General features: G+C 70.0%; 16 protein-coding genes and 2 pseudogenes. 11 read left to right on the plus strand and 7 right to left on the minus strand.

The annotated features are described in order from the left end of the window. Positions 1 to 809, minus strand: an 809-nt coding sequence (locus GWK61_RS39750) for an alpha/beta hydrolase (RefSeq protein WP_194916887.1), incomplete at its 3' end; no start/stop codon positions are given. 114 nt (positions 810 to 923) lie between these two features. Here GWK61_RS39750 and GWK61_RS39755 point away from each other — a divergent pair. Both GWK61_RS39755 and mshD read left to right on the plus strand, forming a co-directional pair. After that, a complete protein-coding gene (locus GWK61_RS39755; RefSeq protein WP_194916888.1) occupies positions 924 to 1,721 on the plus strand; it encodes a response regulator transcription factor in 798 nt (265 codons plus the stop codon). Further along, positions 1,718 to 2,665, plus strand: coding sequence for a mycothiol synthase (gene mshD / locus GWK61_RS39760; RefSeq protein WP_194916889.1), 948 nt, complete (start codon positions 1,718 to 1,720; stop codon positions 2,663 to 2,665). The genes GWK61_RS39755 and mshD overlap by 4 nt, the downstream gene beginning before the upstream one ends. Positions 2,666 to 2,816: 151 nt before the next feature. Here the strand turns inward: mshD and GWK61_RS39765 are convergent, their stop codons facing one another. Continuing rightward, complete coding sequence (locus GWK61_RS39765) at positions 2,817 to 3,419, minus strand: class F sortase (protein ID WP_194916890.1); 603 nt, start codon at positions 3,417 to 3,419, stop codon at positions 2,817 to 2,819. Between the two features lie 199 nt (positions 3,420 to 3,618). After that, positions 3,619 to 4,311, minus strand: a complete 693-nt coding sequence (locus tag GWK61_RS39770; protein ID WP_194916891.1) for a hypothetical protein — start codon at positions 4,309 to 4,311, stop codon at positions 3,619 to 3,621. A gap of 216 nt (positions 4,312 to 4,527) precedes the next feature. Here GWK61_RS39770 and GWK61_RS39775 point away from each other — a divergent pair, with 216 nt between their 5' ends. Next, on the plus strand, positions 4,528 to 6,621 hold the full coding sequence (locus GWK61_RS39775; RefSeq protein WP_194916892.1) for an RNA degradosome polyphosphate kinase: 2,094 nt from the start codon (positions 4,528 to 4,530) through the stop codon (positions 6,619 to 6,621). Positions 6,622 to 6,638: 17 nt separating this feature from the next. On the opposite strand, the gene GWK61_RS39780 is transcribed toward GWK61_RS39775, so the two are convergent. Continuing rightward, on the minus strand, positions 6,639 to 6,794 hold the full coding sequence (locus GWK61_RS39780) for a hypothetical protein (RefSeq protein ID WP_194916893.1): 156 nt from the start codon (positions 6,792 to 6,794) through the stop codon (positions 6,639 to 6,641). A gap of 121 nt (positions 6,795 to 6,915) precedes the next feature. Between GWK61_RS39780 and GWK61_RS39785 the strand changes: the two genes are divergently transcribed. From GWK61_RS39785 to pstB, 6 genes and pseudogenes are all read left to right on the plus strand, one after another. Further along, positions 6,916 to 7,857, plus strand: a complete 942-nt coding sequence (locus GWK61_RS39785) for a CHAD domain-containing protein (RefSeq protein ID WP_194916894.1) — start codon at positions 6,916 to 6,918, stop codon at positions 7,855 to 7,857. Continuing rightward, on the plus strand, positions 7,857 to 8,777 hold the full coding sequence (locus GWK61_RS39790; protein ID WP_194916895.1) for an NUDIX hydrolase: 921 nt from the start codon (positions 7,857 to 7,859) through the stop codon (positions 8,775 to 8,777). The genes GWK61_RS39785 and GWK61_RS39790 overlap by 1 nt, the downstream gene beginning before the upstream one ends. A 287-nt stretch (positions 8,778 to 9,064) precedes the next feature. Next, the gene (gene pstS, locus GWK61_RS39795) at positions 9,065 to 10,276 is read left to right on the plus strand and encodes a phosphate ABC transporter substrate-binding protein PstS (RefSeq protein WP_228563704.1); all 1,212 of its coding nucleotides are present in this window, start codon (positions 9,065 to 9,067) and stop codon (positions 10,274 to 10,276) included. Positions 10,277 to 10,494: 218 nt separating this feature from the next. Then, positions 10,495 to 11,463 (plus strand): annotated as a pseudogene (pstC, locus tag GWK61_RS61065) (phosphate ABC transporter permease subunit PstC); the annotation flags it as partial. Positions 11,464 to 11,616: 153 nt separating this feature from the next. Continuing rightward, a pseudogene (gene pstA, locus GWK61_RS61070) lies at positions 11,617 to 12,561 on the plus strand (phosphate ABC transporter permease PstA); the annotation flags it as partial. 12 nt (positions 12,562 to 12,573) lie between these two features. Beyond that, the gene (gene pstB, locus GWK61_RS39810) at positions 12,574 to 13,350 is read left to right on the plus strand and encodes a phosphate ABC transporter ATP-binding protein PstB (RefSeq protein WP_194916896.1); all 777 of its coding nucleotides are present in this window, start codon (positions 12,574 to 12,576) and stop codon (positions 13,348 to 13,350) included. Positions 13,351 to 13,571: 221 nt separating this feature from the next. Here the strand turns inward: pstB and GWK61_RS39815 are convergent, their stop codons facing one another. Further along, on the minus strand, positions 13,572 to 14,378 hold the full coding sequence (locus GWK61_RS39815; RefSeq protein ID WP_194916897.1) for a hypothetical protein: 807 nt from the start codon (positions 14,376 to 14,378) through the stop codon (positions 13,572 to 13,574). 146 nt (positions 14,379 to 14,524) lie between these two features. Continuing rightward, complete coding sequence (locus tag GWK61_RS39820; RefSeq protein ID WP_194916898.1) at positions 14,525 to 15,517, minus strand: ArsR family transcriptional regulator; 993 nt, start codon at positions 15,515 to 15,517, stop codon at positions 14,525 to 14,527. A gap of 97 nt (positions 15,518 to 15,614) precedes the next feature. Here GWK61_RS39820 and GWK61_RS39825 point away from each other — a divergent pair, with 97 nt between their 5' ends. Both GWK61_RS39825 and GWK61_RS60060 read left to right on the plus strand, forming a co-directional pair. Next, complete coding sequence (locus tag GWK61_RS39825) at positions 15,615 to 17,021, plus strand: MFS transporter (RefSeq protein ID WP_194916899.1); 1,407 nt, start codon at positions 15,615 to 15,617, stop codon at positions 17,019 to 17,021. Between the two features lie 441 nt (positions 17,022 to 17,462). Beyond that, the gene (locus tag GWK61_RS60060; protein ID WP_323747965.1) at positions 17,463 to 17,966 is read left to right on the plus strand and encodes a helix-turn-helix domain-containing protein; all 504 of its coding nucleotides are present in this window, start codon (positions 17,463 to 17,465) and stop codon (positions 17,964 to 17,966) included. A 147-nt stretch (positions 17,967 to 18,113) separates the two neighbouring features. On the opposite strand, the gene ychF is transcribed toward GWK61_RS60060, so the two are convergent. Next, the gene (ychF, locus tag GWK61_RS39835) at positions 18,114 to 19,187 is read right to left on the minus strand and encodes a redox-regulated ATPase YchF (protein WP_194916900.1); all 1,074 of its coding nucleotides are present in this window, start codon (positions 19,185 to 19,187) and stop codon (positions 18,114 to 18,116) included. Positions 19,188 to 19,322: the final 135 nt, after the last annotated feature.

Below are 19,322 nucleotides of genomic sequence, written 5' to 3' on the forward strand. Positions count from 1 at the left end.
ATCTCCAGCCCCGCCGCCTCCCGCGCCGCCGCGGCCTCCGCGTGCCCGAAGCCGGGCTCGACCCACAGCTCCCGCGGCTCGCCCGCCGCCGCGTAGAGCGCCTCGGCGTGTCCGAGCGGGAAGTACTTGTCCGCGTCTCCGTGCACCACCAGCAGCGGGACCGGTGCGATCCGGCCCACCAACTCCACCGGCGACTCCGGGACCGGGTCCCAGCCTCCCGGCAGGATGCGCGTCTTCAGATGCCAGGCCGAAACCATGCGGCCGAGGGGGTGCTCCACCAGAAAGTGCACCAGTTTCATCGGTCGCGTGGAGCGCTCGAACCACCATCCCGGCCCGCTCACCGACACCACCGCATCCGTCGCGGAGCCCGCGCCGACGCCGGAGCCGCACAGGCCCGCATGGCGCACGACCACGGAAGCACCCATGGAGAAACCGACCGTCGCCACATTCTCGTAACCCAGGACGCGGGCCCACTCCACCGCGGCGTGCAGGTCGAGCACCTCTAGATCACCGAGCGTCGATCTGCCGTGTGACTGTCCGTGACCGCGGAAGTCGAACGCGATGATTCCGCCATACGGACGCAACGTGGCGGCGATGTGCGCCATGTCGCCGGTGCGCCAGGAGCCGCTGAATCCGTGGCACAGGACGAACGCCCAGCGTCGATCGACACCCCCTCTGTGCACTGCGTTCAGCCGTACGCCATCGGCCGTCAACAGCGTCTGCCCCGGCTCCGGGTGCCCCGAGCTGCGCCTTTGTCCAGGTAAAATACGTGTGAACTCCGGCACGGAAACCTCGGGGAAACGCTTCATGACGGCTATCCTTTCTCACAGAGGATCCGGGCGACGAAGCCCCATGGGTCCTCTTGTGCGTTTTCTGGCGGGTGCGACAAGAGGCGCCCCCGGACGAAGAGGAGCGATCCGCGGATGTCCAGTTTGCTGTTGTTGACCAACTCACTGACCCCCTCCTCCGAGGTCCTTCCGGCTCTCGGCCTGCTGCTGCACAACGTTCGCGTGGCGCCGGCGGAGGCATCCGCCCTTCTGGACACCCCGCCGGCCGACGCGATCCTGGTGGACGCGCGCCGGGACCTGCCGCAGATGCGCTCGCTGTGCCGCCTGCTGCGCACCACCGGGGTGGACTGCCCGCTGCTGCTGATCACCACCGAGGGCGCGCTCGCGGCGGTGACCGCGGACTGGGGCATCGACGACGTCCTGCTGGACTCGGCGGGCCCGGCCGAGGTCGAGGCCCGGCTGCGGCTGGCGGTCGGGAAGCTGGCGGCCGGAGCGGTCGCCGAGGACGTGCCGCTGGAGATCAAGAGCGGCGACCTGTCCATCGACGAGGGCACGTACACCGCCCGCGTCCGGAGCCGGGTGCTCGACCTGACCTTCAAGGAGTTCGAGCTCATCAAGTACCTCGCGCAGCACCCCGGCCGGGTGTTCACGCGGGCACAGCTGCTTCAGGAGGTGTGGGGCTACGACTACTTCGGCGGCACCCGCACCGTGGACGTTCACGTCCGGCGGCTGCGCGCCAAGCTCGGGGTCGAACACGAGGCTCTGATCGGGACGGTGCGCAACGTAGGCTACCGCTTCGTCATGCCCGACAAGCGCAACGGCTCCACCCCCGCCGCCACCGGCTCCAGCGCCGGCACCGAGTCCGCCGAAGAAGCCGCGGACGAGGTTCGAGCGTCCGACGCGCTGATCGCACCCCGTACCGTGGTGGGGTGACAGGTATCTCCATCGGCGTCGTCCGCCGACTGAACGAGGCGGACGTCGCCACCATCCGGTCCCTCGCCGAGACCGCCGAGCGGGCCGACGGAGTGGCACCGCTCCCGGAGCAGGTGCTGCTCCACCTGGAGCACCCCGGCGAGACCGGCGAGACCGACGCCTGGCACTTCGTGGCCCGGCGCCTGGCGAGTGCGGATCAGGCTTCGGAGCTGATCGGCTACGCCGTGCTCGACAAGTCGAACCCTGAGGAGGGCCCGACCGCGGAAGTCGTGGTCGCGCCCGACTCCCGGCGCCAAGGCGTCGGCGGCGCCCTCCTGGACGCCCTGCGCATGAAGGTGCGGCGCGGCGACAAGCCGGTGCGCGTGTGGGCGCACGGCGCACTCCCCGCCGCGGCCGCGCTGGCCGCGAAGCGCGGCCTGGAACCGGTCCGCGAACTGTGGGTGATGGCCCAGTCCCTGGAAGACGTGCCGCCCCCGGCGCTGCCCGAGGGCATCCGCGTCGGGGCGTTCCGCCCCGGCGTCGACGACGAAGCCTGGGTCGAGGTCAACGCCCGGGCCTTCGCGCACCACCCCGAGCAGGGCTCGATGACGGTCAAGGACCTGCGCGTCCGGATGGTCCAGCCCTGGTTCGACCCGGAGGGCTTCTTCCTCGCCTGGCGCGGCACGAAGCTGGCCGGCTTCCACTGGACCAAGGTGCACGACCACAGCGCCTACGGCGACGACGGCGACGGCCCGGTCGGCGAGGTCTACGTCCTGGGCCTGGACCCGGACGAACAGGGCAGCGGCCTCGGCCGGACGCTGACCCAGGTCGGGCTCCGCTATCTGCACGACCGCGGCCTGAAAGAGGTCATCCTCTACGTCGAGGCCGACAACGCGCCCGCGATCGCCGTCTACACCAAGCTCGGCTTCACGCGGCGCAGCGCCGACATCATGTATCAACTCTGACCACGGAGACCGCGTGCCCTGAGTCCGGACCAGGGACTCAGGGCCGGCGACTCCGGCTCGCGCGCACCGCTACAGCACCGCAAGCCGCCTCGGCCCGGCCGCGCGGCGCGCACACCGCAACGCGCGAGCCAACCGCAAACCGCAATCCGCCTCAGCCCGTAACCCCGACCAGCTGCGTGTACACCACAAGGTTGTCCGCGTAGTGCTTCCCGTCGAACGCCCCGCCGCACGTGATGATCCGCAGCTGCGGCGTCCCGCTGTCGTCGCTGCCGTAGACCCGCTGCGCCGGGAACCGGTCCTTGTCGACCACCTCGACCGAGGTCACCCGGAACTGCGCGTGCGTCTTGTCCGCGCGGTCCACGATCACCAGCGCCCCGGGCTGCACGTTCCCCAGCGGGTAGAACACCGCGCGGCCGTAGGCGGTGTCGACGTGCCCGACGATCACCGCCGCGCCGCGCTCCCCCGGCGTCGGGTCGCCGGTGAACCAGCCCGCCTCGGTCGGCACCGACATCGGCGGCACGGCCACCGCGCCGTCGCGGTCCAGGCCGAGGCGGATCAGCGGGGCGTCGATGCCCACCGAGGGGACCTGCACGCGCAGCGGCACCGAGCGCGCCAGCGGCGCGGCCGCCGGGCCGGACCAGGTGCCGAACAGCGCGCCCTGGGTCGGAGAAGGCGGTCCGGACAGCGCGGTCACGCCGCTGCCCAGCAGTTTCGCGCCGGCCACGACCACGACCACCGCGATCACGACTTTCACCAGCTTGTGCCGGCTGTGCGGCCGGACCCCGTCGGCACCACCGATGCCACCGACACCATCGGCACCACCGGACCCGGCGGCGGCACTCCCAGCGCTCCGAACACGCCCGCCGCTCCCAGCCTTCCCACCACCATCCGTCCGCCGAGAAGACGGGCCCGGATCGGCGCGAACGCCGTCCGGGCCCGCCGTCGGCGAGCGGTCAGCCGGCATGCGTGCCGTCGGCGCCGCGCCGCCGCATGCTCCACAGGCCGTAGCCGACGCCGCCGACCACCAGGGCCACGCCGCCGGCGGTCATGCCGAGGTCGCCCTTCATCACCGAACCGCCGCCGCCGGCCTTCGGCGGGTTGGTCGGCGTGGGGTTGGTCCCGCCGTAGACCGTGATGCTGGTGACGCCGTTCAGGCTGTTGGAGCCGGTGCCGCAGGTGACGTTCACCGACCACTGGCCGTTCTGCGCGTTCGAGACGATCGTGGCCGTGCCGGCCAGGCCCGCGCCCTTGGGGTTCCGGGTCAGCGAGACCGAGCCGTTGTTGGTGAACACCGAGGACGTCGCGGTCCCGGAGTCGGGCTGGATGCAGGTCGGGACCGTGATCACGACCTGCTGGCCGGGTCTGGCCGCGCTCGGGTTCAGCTCCACGGCCGGGCCGCTCAGGCCGCCGCTGCCGCTGGCGCCGCTGCTGGAGCTGGTGCTCACGCCGTTCAGCGCGTTCTGCACCGCGGAGACCCCGTTCGACACGCTCTGCGCGCCGCTCTGCACGCTCTGGACGCCGTTGGTCACCGTGGACGCGCCGTTCTGCACGGTGTCCACGAGGCTCCCGGCGCTCGCGTGGTTGTTCATCATCCACAACAGCGCCACGGCGCCACCGCCCACCACCAGCGTCTTCATCCCGAACATCGCGGGGGCCTCCTCCGTACAGGGTTCGAAGCGGCAAAAGCAGGGAACGGTGGACCCCAGCGGGGTACACCTTCCAGATCCATCGATACCGTCGCGGAAGGGGTTTCACCTGTTGAGCAGCGCATTTTCGCCCGGATGGCGCACGCGTTCACCCGGACGCCGAGAATCCACCCTCTCGATACCCCGCGTTCACACCCACGTGTCAAGCTCGGAATCATGACCGGCCCGGCCCCCGAGACCCGCTTCCTGGACCGGGAGATCTCCTGGCTTCGCTTCAACGAACGAGTCCTGGAACTCGCCCAGGACGCCGAACAGGTCCCGTTGCTCGAACGGGCCCGCTTCCTGGCGATCTTCGCCTCGAACCTCGACGAGTTCTACATGGTCCGGGTCGCCGGCCTGCGCCGGCGGCTGGCCACCGGTGTGGCCACCACCTCGGCCTCCGGCCTGCCTCCGCGTGAGGTGCTGCGCCGGATCCTGAAGGAGACCGGCGAGCTGATGGCCCGGCAGGCCGCGGAGTTCCAGGACCGGCTGCGCCCGGAGCTGGCCGCGGTCGGGATCAGCATCATCCGCTGGGCGGAGCTGGACTCCGAGGAGCGCGAGAAGCTGTTCCAGCTCTTCCGCTACCAGCTGTTCCCGGTGCTGACCCCGCTGGCGGTCGACCCGGCGCACCCGTTCCCGTACATCTCGGGCCTGTCCCTGAACCTCGCGGTCTCGCTGCACGACCCGGACACCGGGCAGGAGCACTTCGCCCGGGTGAAGGTCCCGCCGCTGCTGCCCCGGTTCGTCGAGGCCAAGCCCGGCCGCTACGTGCCGGTCGAGGACGTCATCGCCGCGCACCTGGAGCTGCTGTTCCCGGGCATGGAGATCCTGGACCACCACGCCTTCCGGGTCACCCGCAACGAGGACCTGGAAGTCGAGGCCGACACCGACGAGAACCTGCTGCAGGCGCTGGAGCGCGAGCTCATGCGGCGCCGCTTCGGGCCGCCGGTGCGCCTGGAGGTCGACGAGAACATCCGGCCGCAGGTGCTGGACCTGCTGATCCGCGAGCTGGACATCAACGAGGACGAGGTCTTCAAGATCTCCGCCCCGCTGGACCTGACCGGTCTGAACCAGATCGCCGACATCGGCAAGTCCGGGGAGTACAGCGAGCTGCGCTTCAAGCCGTTCGTCACCAAGACCCACCCGGACCTGGCCGACGAGGGCCCGGGCAAGCCGGCCGACATCTTCGCCGCGATCCGGCGCCGCGACATCCTGCTGCACCACCCCTACGACTCCTTCGCCACCAGCGTGCAGGCGTTCCTGGAGCAGGCCGCCGAGGACCCCGACGTCCTGGCGATCAAGCAGACGCTGTACCGCACCAGCGGCGACTCGCCGATCGTGGACGCGCTCATCGACGCCGCCGAGGCCGGCAAGCAGGTGCTGGTCCTGGTCGAGATCAAGGCCCGGTTCGACGAGCACGCCAACATCTCCTGGGCCCGCAAGCTGGAGCAGGCCGGCTGCCACGTGGTCTACGGCCTGATCGGCCTGAAGACGCACTGCAAGCTGTCCCTGGTGGTGCGCCGCGAGGGCGCCGTGCTCCGCCGCTACTCGCACGTCGGCACCGGCAACTACAACCCCAAGACCGCCCGGCTGTACGAGGACCTGGGCCTGCTGACCTGCGACAACGAGATCGGCGCGGACCTGTCGGACCTGTTCAACCGGCTGTCCGGGTTCGCCCATCCCACCAAGTTCGGCCGGCTGCTCACCGCGCCGAACGCGCTGCGCGGCGGGCTCATCGAGCTGATCGAGCAGCAGCAACAGCGGGCCGAGGCCGGGCAGTCCTCGCGGATCCGGATCAAGGTGAACTCGATCGTCGACGAGGACCTGATCGACGCGCTCTACGAGGCCTCCCAGGCCGGCGTCCCGGTCGAGATCTGGGTGCGGGGCATCTGTGCCCTGCGGCCGGGGATCGAGGGGATGAGCGAGAACATCAGGGTCCGCAGCGTCCTGGGCCGCTTCCTGGAGCACTCGCGGGCGTTCGTCTTCGGCCTCGACGACGAGGCCCAGGTCTGGATCGGCAGCGCGGACCTGATGCACCGCAACCTCGACCGCCGGATAGAGGCCCTGGTCCGGCTGGTCGAACCGGTGCAGCGGCGGGCCATCTCGGCGCTGTTCGACATGGCCATGGATCCCAAGACCGCGGCCTGGGACCTGGCCGGCGACGGCACCTGGACCCGGAGCGAGTACGCCGAGGACGGCTCGCCCCTGGCCGACATGCAGAACACGCTGATCTCCGAACGCGCCAACTGGTGGAGCCGGCGAGCCGGATGAGCGCGGCGGGGGCGGGATCACGCGCACAGGGCCGTCCGGCGACGACGCCGGGCGGTCCGCGCTGTGGGCTGGGGATCGAGTTCGGTCTTCGGCTCGATCTCGGGCTCGATCTCGGTCTTGAGCTCGGTCTTGAGCTCGGGCGTGGGTGTGAGCTCAAACGTGGGGTCGTGCACGGGGTCGGGCGGATCGCACAGGCAGGACCAGCAAAAAAGAACAGTGCCGCCATCCGGGCAACGGCGGAACCGAACCGTCAGGCAAAGGCCTGACACACGTCGTGGGGGCAGTGGCGGACACATGGATGCAGCGACTCAGCGCGCGATGGCCGGATTCGGGGCGGCCACGCCGGACGGACCGGCGGGACTGGCGGTGCGGGGGTACCTCGCCGAGCAGTCGCGCGCTTTCCTGACCCACAGCGCGCTGCCGGTGCAGCAGCCGGCCGCGGTGCGGCTGCGCGCGGCGTGCCTGCGGGTGGCCACGGCCCTGGCGGCGTGCCGGCAGCTGGTGGACGCGGCCTGGGCCGACGAGCTCGGCCGGGAACTGCGCGGCACCGCGGTGGTGCTCGGCGCCGAGCGGGACGCCGACGCGGTGCGCCCGCGGCTGCTGGCCCCGCTGGACCAGTGGATCGCCGAGCGGCGCTACCCCGACGGCGGCGCGGCCCGCACCCGGACCCTGCTGACCCGGATGCTGGACCGGGAGCGCTCCTCGGCGCACGGCCTGGCCACCGCGGCGCTGGTCGGCCCGGCCTTCCACGCGCTGGCCGACCGGATGGCCACGCTGGCCCGGGACGTCCCGCTCACCCCGGCCTCCGAGCGGCCCTGCCGGCAGGTGCTGCCGGGCCTGGCCGAGGACGCCTACGAGGAGTTCGTGCGCCGGATCGAGGACCTGCCGGCGCCGCTGGCCTCCGAGGACGCCGACGGCGACGCCGCCTGGCTGGCCGCCGAGGACGCGGCCCAGGCCGCGCTGCACACCGCCGAGCTGTGCCGGCCCGCCGGTACGACGATCGCCGGCGACGACCCCGCGGACCTGCTGGTCCGGCTGGGCCGGATCGTCGAGGCGCTCGGCGAGCAGCGCGACGCGGTCCTGGCCGCGCTGTGCGTCCATCGGGCGGCCGACACGCCGCGCATCGCCGCCACGACCGGCTATGTACTGGGAAGACTGCACGAGGAACAACGCCTGGCCGTGCTCCGGGCCCGGAGCACCGCGCCGCTGGCGGTACAGGAGAGGTCCGCACACTGATGAACGCCGCCGACGCCGCCGGGGACTCGCCCGCCATCCGGGTCCGGGCCGCCGGCTGCGTCCTGTGGCGCCCCGGCCGCACCGGGCCGGACGTGGCGCTGATCCACCGCCCCCGCTACGACGACTGGTCCTTCCCGAAGGGCAAGCTCGACCACGGCGAGGGCTATGTGCAGGCGGCGGTCCGCGAGGTGCGCGAGGAGACCGGGTACCCGGTGGTCCTCGGGCGGCGGCTGCCGACGCAGGTCTACGACGTCTCCTTCGGCGGCGCGGCGCGGATGAAGCGGGTGAAGTACTGGGCCGCGCAGGCCGCCGTGGACGCCGAGTTCGAGCCGAACTCCGAGGTGGACCGGCTGGACTGGCTGGACCTGCCGGCCGCGCTGACCCGGCTGACCCGGCAGACCGACCGCGACCTGCTGCGGGCGTTCGCGGCGGCGCCGGTGGACACCGTGCCGGTGATGCTGCTGCGGCACGCCGAGGCGGTGCCCCGCAAGCGCTGGGACGGCGCCGAGCAGGAGCGTCCGCTGACCCCCGAGGGCCGGATCGAGGCCCGGGCGCTGGTCCCGGTGTTGGCGGCGTACGGGGACGCGGCGCTGGTGGCCTCGCCGTACACGCGGTGCGTCACGACGCTCCAGCCGACCGCCGAAGCCGCCGGTGCCGACCTGGCCCTGGCCCTGGCCCTGGAGCCGGCGCTCGGCGAGGGCGCGGACCCGGACGCCGGACGCGCCTGGCTGCGGCAGGTCCTGAAGTCGGGACGCGCGACCATCGGCTGCACGCACCGGCCGGTCCTGCCGGAGCTGCTCGCCGAGAGCCCGCTCGGGCAGGCCGTGCACTCCGGGCGCCGGGCCCTGGCGCCGGCCGAGGCGTGGGTGCTCCACGTCCGCGAGGGCGGCGTGGTCGCGGTGGACCGGCTCAAGGCCTGAGATTTTTCCGCCAGGACAGCACCGGGCATTCGTTGTCAACGCCCCGGCGATCGTTTTCCGCTATGGACCACAGATTTCCCCGAGTTGAAGACAGATCGGCGCCCGGTAGTGCACCGCCGTTCGGGTGAGGTTTGCGAAAACCTTTGTGACGACACATTTACCGGCCCTGGCCAGGGCATGCAGACCTCGAACGCCCGGGACCGTTCACCCGCCGTTCACCTTCACCCGTCCATCGATTCACCTGGCCTCCCTAGCTTCGTCGTTGACAGCGCATGCAAAGACTTCCGATGATTCGAAGGGACTTCCCGGTGAAGATCCACGCTGGTTTCAATGGGCGCAGTGCCGCGGTCGGCGCCGGAGTTCTGGCTCTCGCCATGGCCGGCCTGACGGCCTGTGGTTCTGACAACAACACCTCGTCGTCGAGCACGGGCGGTTCCTCGTCCACCACGTCGGCGGCCGGCGGCAGCAGCAGCACCTCGTCCTCCGGCTCCTCCTCGGCGGCCGGCGGCGGGGCCATCACCTGCGCCAACGGCACGCTCTCGGGCCAGGGGTCCACGGCTCAGAACACCGCGATCGTGAAGTTCATCAAGGACTTCCAGACCAAGTGCGGCAACAGCACGAACATCAGCTACAACGGCACCGGCTCCGGCCCGGGCGTGACGGCGTTCATCCAGAAGCAGGCCGACTTCGCCGGCTCGGACTACGCGCTGAACGCCACCCAGCAGCCGCAGGCCGACGCCCGCTGCACCAGCGGCAAGGCGCTGTCCGTGGGCACCGTCCCGGGCATCATCTCGGTGATGTACAACATCCCGGGCGTGACCAAGCTGAACCTGTCCGCGTCGAACCTGGGCAAGATCTTCAACGGCAAGATCACCAAGTGGAACGACCCGGCGATCGTCGCCGACAACGCCGGCGTGACCCTGCCCGACCTGGCGATCCAGACCTTCCACCGGTCCGACGCCTCGGGCACCTCGTTCAACTTCTCGAACTACCTGAACAAGACCGCCCCGACCGACTTCCCGACCGCGGCGAACAAGCAGTGGCCGGCCACCGGCGGGCAGTCGGCGCAGGGTTCCAAGGGCGTCGCGCAGGCCGTGAAGAGCACCTCCGGCGCGATCGGCTACGCCGAGGTCTCCTACGCCACCTCGAACAGCCTGCCCACCGCCAACGTGGGCAACGCGGCCGGCAAGTTCGTGCCGCTGACCGCCGCCAACGCCGCGAACTTCATCGGCAAGGCGAAGGTGGACACCACCGGCGGGAACTACCTGTTCAACTTCGACTACACCTACTCGGCCGACGACGCGTACCCGGCCGTCCTGGTGACCTACGAGATCGTCTGCTCGGCCGGCAACGACTCCGCCAAGCTGCCGCTGCTCAAGGGCTTCCTGGGCTACGTGGCCGGCAGCGGCGCGCAGTCCCAGCTGGAGGGCCTGGGCTACGTGGCCCTGACCTCGGACCAGCAGACCGCGGTCGCCGCGGTCTTCAACGGCCTGAGCTGAACCGGCTCAGGCCCGGTAGGACAGAGCTGAACGATGCGACGCGTCGGAGCCGTCGGTGACCACCGATCGGCTCCGACGCGTCGGTGCCGGAACGCCACCGTACCCGGGCTGTCCCGGCTTGTCCGTTTTGGTCTAACGGAATCGAAACCCGCAGTGAACAGAATTCTTCCGGGCCCAGCACAAGCCGTTGGGCGCCCGAGCGACGAGGCAGGACCCGAATGAGCGGCATAGCGCCGACTGCCACCCGGCCCACGCCGCGCCGCGGCGGCTCCGACGCGAACTCCCTGAACTCCGGCACCCGCCGCGGCGACGCCGTCTTCTCCGGCACGGTCCGCGCGGCGGCGATCTTCCTGCTGCTGCTGATGGCGGCGATCGCGATCTTCCTGATCTGGCGCGCCACGAACGCGCTGTCGGTGAACAAGGCCAACGTGCTGACCTACACCGGCCAGTGGGCCCCGGACGACTCCCCGCCGAAGTTCGGCATCGGCGCCGCGGCCTGGGGCACCCTGGTCACCTCCACGATCGCGATCGCGATCGCGGCGCCGGTGGCCATCGGCGTGTCCCTGTTCATCACCCAGTACGCCCCGCGGCGGCTGGCGCAGGCGCTCGGCTTCATCATCGACATGCTCGCCGCGGTCCCGTCGATCGTGTACGGCCTGTGGGGCATCCTGTTCCTGGTGCCGCACATGCAGGGCACCTCCCGGTTCGTCTCCGACATCCTGGGCTGGATCCCGATGTTCTCCTCGGGCATCTTCGGCCGCTCGGTGTTCACCGCCGGCGTGATCCTGGCGATCATGATCCTGCCGATCATCGCCGCGATCTCCCGCGAGGTCTTCCTGCAGACCCCGCGCGAGCAGGTGGAGGCCGCCTACGCGCTGGGCGCCACCCGCTGGGAGATGATCAAGCTCGCGGTGCTGCCCTACGGCCGCAGCGGCGTGGGCTCGGCGATCGTGCTGGGCTTCGGCCGCGCGCTCGGCGAGACCATCGCGGTCGCCATGGTGCTGTCGGTCAGCTACAACTTCGTCACCAAGTGGCTGCAGCCCGGCGGCAACACCATCGCCGCCAACATCGCGCTGCAGTTCGGCAGCGCGTTCAAGACCGGCCAGGGCGCCCTGATCGCCTCCGGCCTGGTGCTGTTCGTGGTGACGTTCCTGGTGAACCTGCTGGCCCGGCGGATCACCGCGCGCGCCGGGACCCCCGAGGACGAGCGCTGGAGCCTGTTCTCGGTGTTCCGCGCACGTCCCGGCCGCTCGGTGAGCATGGAGACCTCCGCCACCGCGAACGTCGAGGCCGCGGACGTGCCGGACCGGCGCGGGGCCTTCGAGGCCAAGGACGATCCCGGCGAGGTGGCCGCGGACGACGCGGCGGGCCGGGCCCGGCCGCGCCGGGCGGCGCACGGCGCCATCGGCGGCGACGTGCTGGTCTCGCCCTCGCCGGTGCGCCGGCTGCGCAGCGGGTTCGCCGGCGGGGCCACGGTGGCCACGTTCGTGCTCGCGGTGCTGCCGCTGCTGTCCATCCTGTGGCTGGTGACCTCGCGCGGCGTGCACGCGCTGAACGTCGACTTCCTGACCCACTCGCTGCGCAACATCGACGAGTCCCAGACCGGCGGCGGCGTCTACCACGCCATCCTGGGCACCCTGGAGCAGGCGGGCCTGGCCACGCTGATGGCGGTGCCGATCGGCATCCTGGTCGCGGTGTACCTGGTGGAGTACGGCCGGGGCGCCCTGGCCAAGGCGGTGACGTTCTTCGTGGACGTGATGATGGGCCTGCCCTCGATCGTGGCCGGCCTGTTCATCCTGTCGCTGTGGATCATCACGCTGCACCAGTTCGCGAACGGCTTCGCCGGCGCGCTGGCGCTGATGATCCTGATGCTGCCGGTGGTGATCCGCTCCAGCGAGGAGATGCTCAAGCTGGTGCCGGACTCGCTGCGCGAGGCGTCCTACGCCCTGGGCGTGCCGAAGTGGCGCACCATCACCCGGGTGGTGATCCCCACGGCCTTGCCGGGCATCGTCACCGGGGTGATGCTGGGTGTGGCCCGCGTGATGGGCGAGACGGCCCCGATCCTGCTGGTGGTCAGCTACGTCGCCTACATCAACCCCAACCCGTTCAGCGGGGTCCAGGGACAGGCGACGCTGCCGACGGTCATCTACAACACCTACACCTCGTCGGAGCACGCCTCCAACGACCGCACGTGGTCCGCCGCGCTGCTGCTGATCATCATCATCATGCTGCTGAACATCATCGCCAGGATCATCGCCTGGTGGAAGAAGCCCGGCCGGGCCTAGGAGAGATCGAATATGGCGAAGCGCATTGACGTCGCGGGCCTGCACGCCTACTACGGCCCGACCCGCGCCATCGAGGACATCTCGATGACCATCGAACCGCGCACCGTGACGGCCTTCATCGGCCCCTCCGGCTGCGGCAAGTCCACCTTCCTGCGCACCCTGAACCGCATGCACGAGGTCATCCCGGGCGCGCGGGTCGAGGGCAAGGTCACCCTGGACGACGTGGACCTCTACGGCGCCCAGGTGGACCCGGTGGCGGTCCGCCGCCACGTCGGCATGGTCTTCCAGCGCCCGAACCCGTTCCCGACGATGAGCATCTACGAGAACGTGGCCGCGGGGCTGCGCCTGGCGGGTGTGAAGAAGCGCAGCGAACTGGACGACATCGTCGAGCAGTCGCTGAAGGGCGCGAACCTCTGGAAGGAAGTCGAGAACCGCCTGAAGAAGCCGGGCGCCGGCCTGTCCGGCGGCCAGCAGCAGCGCCTGTGCATCGCCCGCGCCATCGCGGTCAGCCCGGACGTGCTACTGATGGACGAGCCCTGCTCCGCCCTGGACCCGATCTCCACCACGGCGATCGAGGACCTGATCTCGCAGCTGAAGTCGGAGTACACGATCGTCATCGTGACCCACAACATGCAGCAGGCGGCGCGTGTGTCGGACCGGACGGCGTTCTTCAACATCAGCGGGACCGGGACGCCCGGGCGGCTGATCGAGATCGACGACACGTCCCGGATCTTCGCGAACCCGACGGAGAAGGCCACCGAGGACTACATCACGGGCCGGTTCGGATGACGGTCCGCTAGAGCTGGCGGCTTCGGCCGTCTTGCCGGAGGCTCCCAGCACTCGAGGGATGTGCTGGGGGCCTTCGGGTTTTTCGGGGCTGGTGCTCCGTGCTTTTTCGGGGCTGGTGCCCTGTGCACAGCCACAGACCACAACGCACCCCCGTCTCAAGGTTCGTCCTCAAGACGGGGGTGCGCTCATGCCCTACTCCTCAGGGCCGGAGCCTGTCCGGCCTACCCCTGATCCCCCGGTGCCCGCGACGTGGACCTGATTCCCCGCCGTGAGGGGCCCCGTGCGGGGGCGTGCGGTGCCGAGTGCGTCACGCCGTGCGCGTGGCCGCCCAGCGGGCCTGACGGGGGTGCCGAGGGCGCCCCCGGGCCTGTGGAGCCCCCGAGGCCGCCGAGGCCGCCGCCAGGTGTGCCCGCGCTCCGCTTCTTGTGCAGCTCCTGCTCCGCGTCCGCAGCTCGGGCCGCGGCCAGGTCGCGGTTCGCGGCGGCGAAGATGTCCTTCGTCACCGCGAAGGAGGCGGGGGTCTCCGAGCCCTCGTCGGGGTACCAGATCGAGCGCGAGGAGTGCAGGTAGTCCCCCATGTATATGTGGAACGCACCGGTGAACGTCCTGCGGTTGGGGTTGGCTATCCGATGGATCGCGTCGTGCGCCATCAGGACCGCCTCCCCCTCGTTGATGTCGACCGTCGCGGTCCGTTGTAAGCGTCCGCCTCTCCTGGACTGCGTCTGGTAGAAGTCGTTGACCTCCAACCCCGCGTAGACGCCTGTCATGACCGGCGTGTTGTGGTTGTGCGCGGGGTAGGACATCCCCGGCGCCCACACCATGTTCTCGATCACCAGCTCAGGTCCCGGATACAGGACCTGCAAGTGGGCCTCGCGCGGATCACCGAAGCACTCCCGCACCGGCGCGCACCCGCGCCCGAGTGTCCGGTCCAGTACGTCCTTCACCGCGTCGGCTCCGTCGGCCTCCCAGGCCTGCAGGCACTCGCGGACGAACTCGTCGATGTCGAACTTTCGGCGTGATCGCGGCATCGCCATGACTCCGTTCAGCTAAAGGCTGACAGCGCTCCGTTCTCTCCCCGCCAAATACTGAAGCACCTGACGCCACCGGCGCGCCAGGGGCGCGTCAAACCTTTCTGCGAATTACCCCGATCTCGGCCCCTTTGCGGGACACGCTGTCAAGCCGCTGCCGCCAACAGCGAGTCGGCCACAGAGGTGCGCGCGTAAAGGACAGAGCGGCCCGCCCGATGTGCGGAAACCATGCCCGCGCCGCGCAACGCGGTCAGGTGCTCGGAGACTCCGCCGGCCGACATTCCGGTGCGCGAGGCGAGTTCAGTGGTGGATGCCGGAGCCTCAAGTTCGGCCAGCAGCAGGGCCCGCGAGCGGCCGATGACGGCGGCCACGGCGTCCGACGGCTCGGCCGTACGCCGCGCGAACAGCGTCCCGACTCCCCGCGCCCCGAAGCAGAGCTGTGGCACGTCACCGGTGGCGGCGCGGGTGAGAATCTTGTTCCAGGCGAAGGCGGACGGCACCAGGATCAGCCCCGGGGCGTTGTCGTCGCGGCACAGGACGCGCTGCCGATGCAGCATCCGCAGGGTGCCGCTGTTCCAGCTGACGTCCGGATGCAGCTCGTTGAACAACCGCGCCGCGCCGTACTCGGCGACCTGCCGCGCCCGGTGATAAATGTCCGCTTCAAGCAGGGTTTTGATACGCGACCAGTAGGGCGCGAGCGCTATCTGGAAGTAGTGCTCGATGTCCTTGGCGAGTTCGCAGAGCGCTTGATCGCGATGGGTGCGCAGGCGCTCCGCGAAGGCCGGTATCGCACCGTTCGGGACCTTCTCCGCATAGATGTCGAGATCAGCCAGAAGGTGGTCGTCCGGCGTCGCCTGAATGGCCGCGAGCTCATCCGCCAGAGTCGGCGAGGAATTGGCAGGCACAGGGTTCAGGAAGTCGGGAACGTATGATTGTGCATGGAATAGCGTGGAAAGACTTCCGGTCAGCAGCCCCGCGGCGGCCAGCCGCGGACGGACCTGGTCGAACCAGGGTCCGTGCACGGGATACAGTCCGGGCCTGGTCAGCACCCGGAAACTGGTGAGCACCTCCCACATCGGGGACACGGAGAAGCGGACCTGCGCCAGCTCCTCCGCGGTGAATGACAACGTCGCAGACACAGCGTTCCCCCTCCCGTTCCCACCACCCCGCGCCCACCGATTCGGGCGGGGCCGAATCATTGTCGCATGATCGCCGTCCGGCGCCACTCTGAGCGCCATGACCACCACGAGCATCCGCCCCGAGGAGTGCGGGCAGGACTCTGACGCCGGCGGCGTGGGACGCCCGGCGCAGCCGGACCATCCGACGCGAGCGGCCCGCTCCGCTCACACGGCCAGCCCGGACCGTTCGGCCCGCTCGGCCAGCCTGGACCGCCTGGACCGCCCGGCCCGTTCGGCCCGCCTCCGCAATCCGCTGTCGGCCTTCGCCGGATTCCCCCGCGCGATCTGGGTCGTCTTCGCCGGCACCGTCGTCAACCGGGTCGGCTTCCTGGTCGGACCGTTCCTGGTGTTCTTCCTCGGCTCGCGCGGCATCCCCGCGTCGCAGACCCCTTACGTCCTCGGCGCACTCGGCGCCGGCAACCTGGTCGGCCCGGCCGTCGGCGGCTGGCTCGCCGACCGCCACAGCCGCAAGCTCACAATGCTGGCCGGCCTGCTCGGCACGGCCGCCGCACAAGGCGCGCTGTTCGCCGCCCCGAACGCAGCGACCATGGCCCTGGCCGCGATCGCGCTGAGCGCCACGGCCACGATGGTCTCACCGGCGGCCTCGGCAACGCTGGCCGACAACGTCGGGCCGACGCGACGGCGCGAGGCGTTCGCGCTGATCGGCTGGGCGGTGAACATCGGCACAGCGGTCGCCGGCATCCTCGGCGGGTACCTCGCGGCGCACGGGTACTGGATGTTGTTCGCGATCGACGCGGGAACTTCGGTTTTATACGCGGGCATCGTGGCCGCGCTGCTGCCCGGGCGGGATTCACAGAAGACTGATGCGACTGCTACGCAAGCAGCCGCAGCCTCGGCCACCGCCCCCACAAGCTCCGGCTACGGCATCGTCTTCCGCGACCGCCTGGTCCGCAAGCTCCTCCCCCTGCTCGGCATCCAGCTCTTCATCTACTCCCTCACCGAGAGCGCCCTCCCCCTCGCCATCCGCACCGATGGCCTCTCCCCCACCGTCATGGGCATGGCCGCAGCGGTCAACGCAGGCCTGGTCGTGGCCCTCCAACCCCTCGCCACCACCGTCCTGGCGCGCTTCCCCCGCAACCACGTCCAGATAGCAGCCAGCACCCTGATAGCCGTCGGCGTCGCCCTCACCGGCCTGGCCCACACCCCAGCCACCTACGCCGCCACCGTGGCCATCTGGTCCCTCGGCGAAGTCACCGCCGGCGGCATCCCAGCCGCCCTCATCGCCGACCTGGCCCCCGCAACAGCCCGAGGCCGCTACCAAGGCGCCTTCAGCTGGACCTGGGGCATGGCCCGCTTCCTCGCCCTCGCCGCCGGCACCACCGCCTACACCCTCATCGGCCCCGCATTCCTCTGGTGGAGCGTCCTGGCCATGGGAGCGGCCGCCACCGTGGGCGTCGCGGCGCTGAACCCCGCGATCGACCGCCGCACCGCCGTGGAGGCGTAAGAATTCGATGACGAGCCCTGACCTGGCCGGATTACGGGATGAGCTTGCGCCACGCCAAGCGCGACATACATTGACAGCTATATAGCTCTCGATGTATTTTGGTGATGCTGGTACGGGACCATGGTTCGGCTTCGCACGGAGGCAACTGGATGGAGCTTGACTGGCCAAAAGGGTTCGACACCTGGCTCGATCGCATGGAGAAGGCCGCCGAGGACGGCGATACGCACGCGAGCCTCGTAGTCGACTACGTGACCGCGGCCATGGAGGAGCTCGGAGATCTGGAAGTGCCGCCGACCCGAGATGTGGCCAGCCTCAAGTGGGTGAGGCAGTCCAAGCGCCACACGTTGTGGCGCGTCTCCCACCCCTTCGATCCGAGAGCCGCCGTCCGGCTGATCTGCTGGTTCCCGCCCGGCTCGGACACGGTTGTCGTGGTGGTCCTGGGTGGCGACAAATCCAAGATCCCGGCTGGAAGCCGCCGAGACGGGACGCGGAGTAGAAGATGTGTCTTCAACCGGAGGGAAGACCATGAACGAGAAAGAGGAGACTTTCGTCGGCGCCGAGTCGACGAGGGAGCGCAGGCGTCGGCTGATGTCCGACCCGGCTCGCGCCGCGAGAGTAGCGAAGATCCGCGAGGCGACCGCGGAGATGGACCGGGTGTACGCCATGAACCTGGCGATGGTGCGGGAGGCGGCGGAGCTGACCCAGGTCGAGGTGGCAAAGAAGCTCGGTTCGGCACAGGGGGTCGTATCCAGAACCGAGAACCGTCAGGACATGTACCTGTCCACCTTGTACAACTACCTGACCGCGACCGGCGCGACCGACGTGGCAATCATGCTCACAGTCAACGGCAAAGCGGTGGAGTTGGACTTGGGAGCAGTGCTTGGGCATGCGGCGCTACCGGAAGCAGAGGCGGACACCGAGGACGTTGAGTCCATGCTGCCGTGACCGCCGAAGCGTCGGGCACACAGAGTGCTTCGGCGACTCATTGATGGGGCTTTCGGCTTCGCTGGCCCACTGCTGACTGCAGGGTCCCCGCAGCTCGCGGAGATCCTGCAGGCTTGATACGTCAGTCGTCAGTGAGTAACGACTCGACTACACATTGAACCTGAAGTCCACCACGTCCCCGTCAGCCATGACGTAGTCCTTGCCTTCCATCCGGGCCTTGCCCTTGGCCCGAGCCTCGGCGACCGACCCGAGCTCGATCAGATCCTCGAACGACACGATCTCCGCCTTGATGAACCCGCGCTGGAAGTCCGTGTGGATGACCCCCGCGGCCTCGGGCGCCGTCGCGCCCTTGCGGATCGTCCAGGCCCGCGACTCCTTCGGGCCGGCCGTCAGGTACGTCTGCAAGCCCAGTGTCTCGAACCCGACGCGCGCCAGCTGGTTCAGCCCCGACTCGTCCTGGCCCATGCCCTGCAGCAGTTCCAGGGCCTCGTCGTCGGGCAGCTCCATCAGCTCGTGCTCGATCTTCGCGTCCAGGAAGATGGCCTCGGCGGGGGCGACCAGGGCGCGCATCTCGTCCTTCAGCGCGTCGTTGGTGAGTTCGTCCTCGTCGACGTTGAAGACGTACAGGAACGGCTTGGCCGTCAGCAGGTGGAGTTCGCGCAGGGGCTCGCGGTCCAGGCGTGCGGCGAAGACGGTTTTGCCGGAGTCCAGGATCTTCTTGGCCTCCTCCACCGCGGCGACCGTCGCCTGCACCTCCTTCTTCATCCGCGCCTCTTTCTGCAGGCGCGGGAGGGCTTTCTCGATCGTCTGCAGGTCGGCCAGGATCAGCTCGGTGTTGATGGTCTCGATGTCGTCGGCCGGGGAGACCTTGCCGTCGACGTGGATCACGTTGGGGTCGGTGAAGACCCGGATCACCTGGCAGATCGCGTCGGCCTCGCGGATGTTGGCCAGGAACTTGTTGCCCAGGCCCTGGCCCTCGCTGGCGCCGCGCACGATGCCGGCGATGTCGACGAAGGTCACCGTGGCCGGGACCACCTTCTGCGAGGTGTAGAGCTCGGCGAGACTGGCCAGCCGCGGGTCCGGGACGCCGACCACGCCCTCGTTCGGGTCGATGGTGGCGAAGGGGTAGTTCGCGGCGAGCACGTCGTTCTTGGTGAGCGCGTTGAACAAGGTCGACTTGCCCACGTTCGGGAGTCCGACGATTCCGATGGTGAGCGCCATTGTCCAACTGTCCTATCGACGTCGCGTACGGGATGCAGAGCGGGGCCGGACCCGGCCCGCCCTCCAGTATCGCAGGCCGTGCGGACCGCTACGCCGATCGAGGGGACTCACCCGGCCCCGCCCGCCGCCTCCGAC

It is taken from the genome of Catenulispora rubra, from assembly GCF_015356825.1.
In the GTDB taxonomy this organism is placed as follows: Bacteria; Actinomycetota; Actinomycetes; order Streptomycetales; family Catenulisporaceae; genus Catenulispora; species Catenulispora rubra.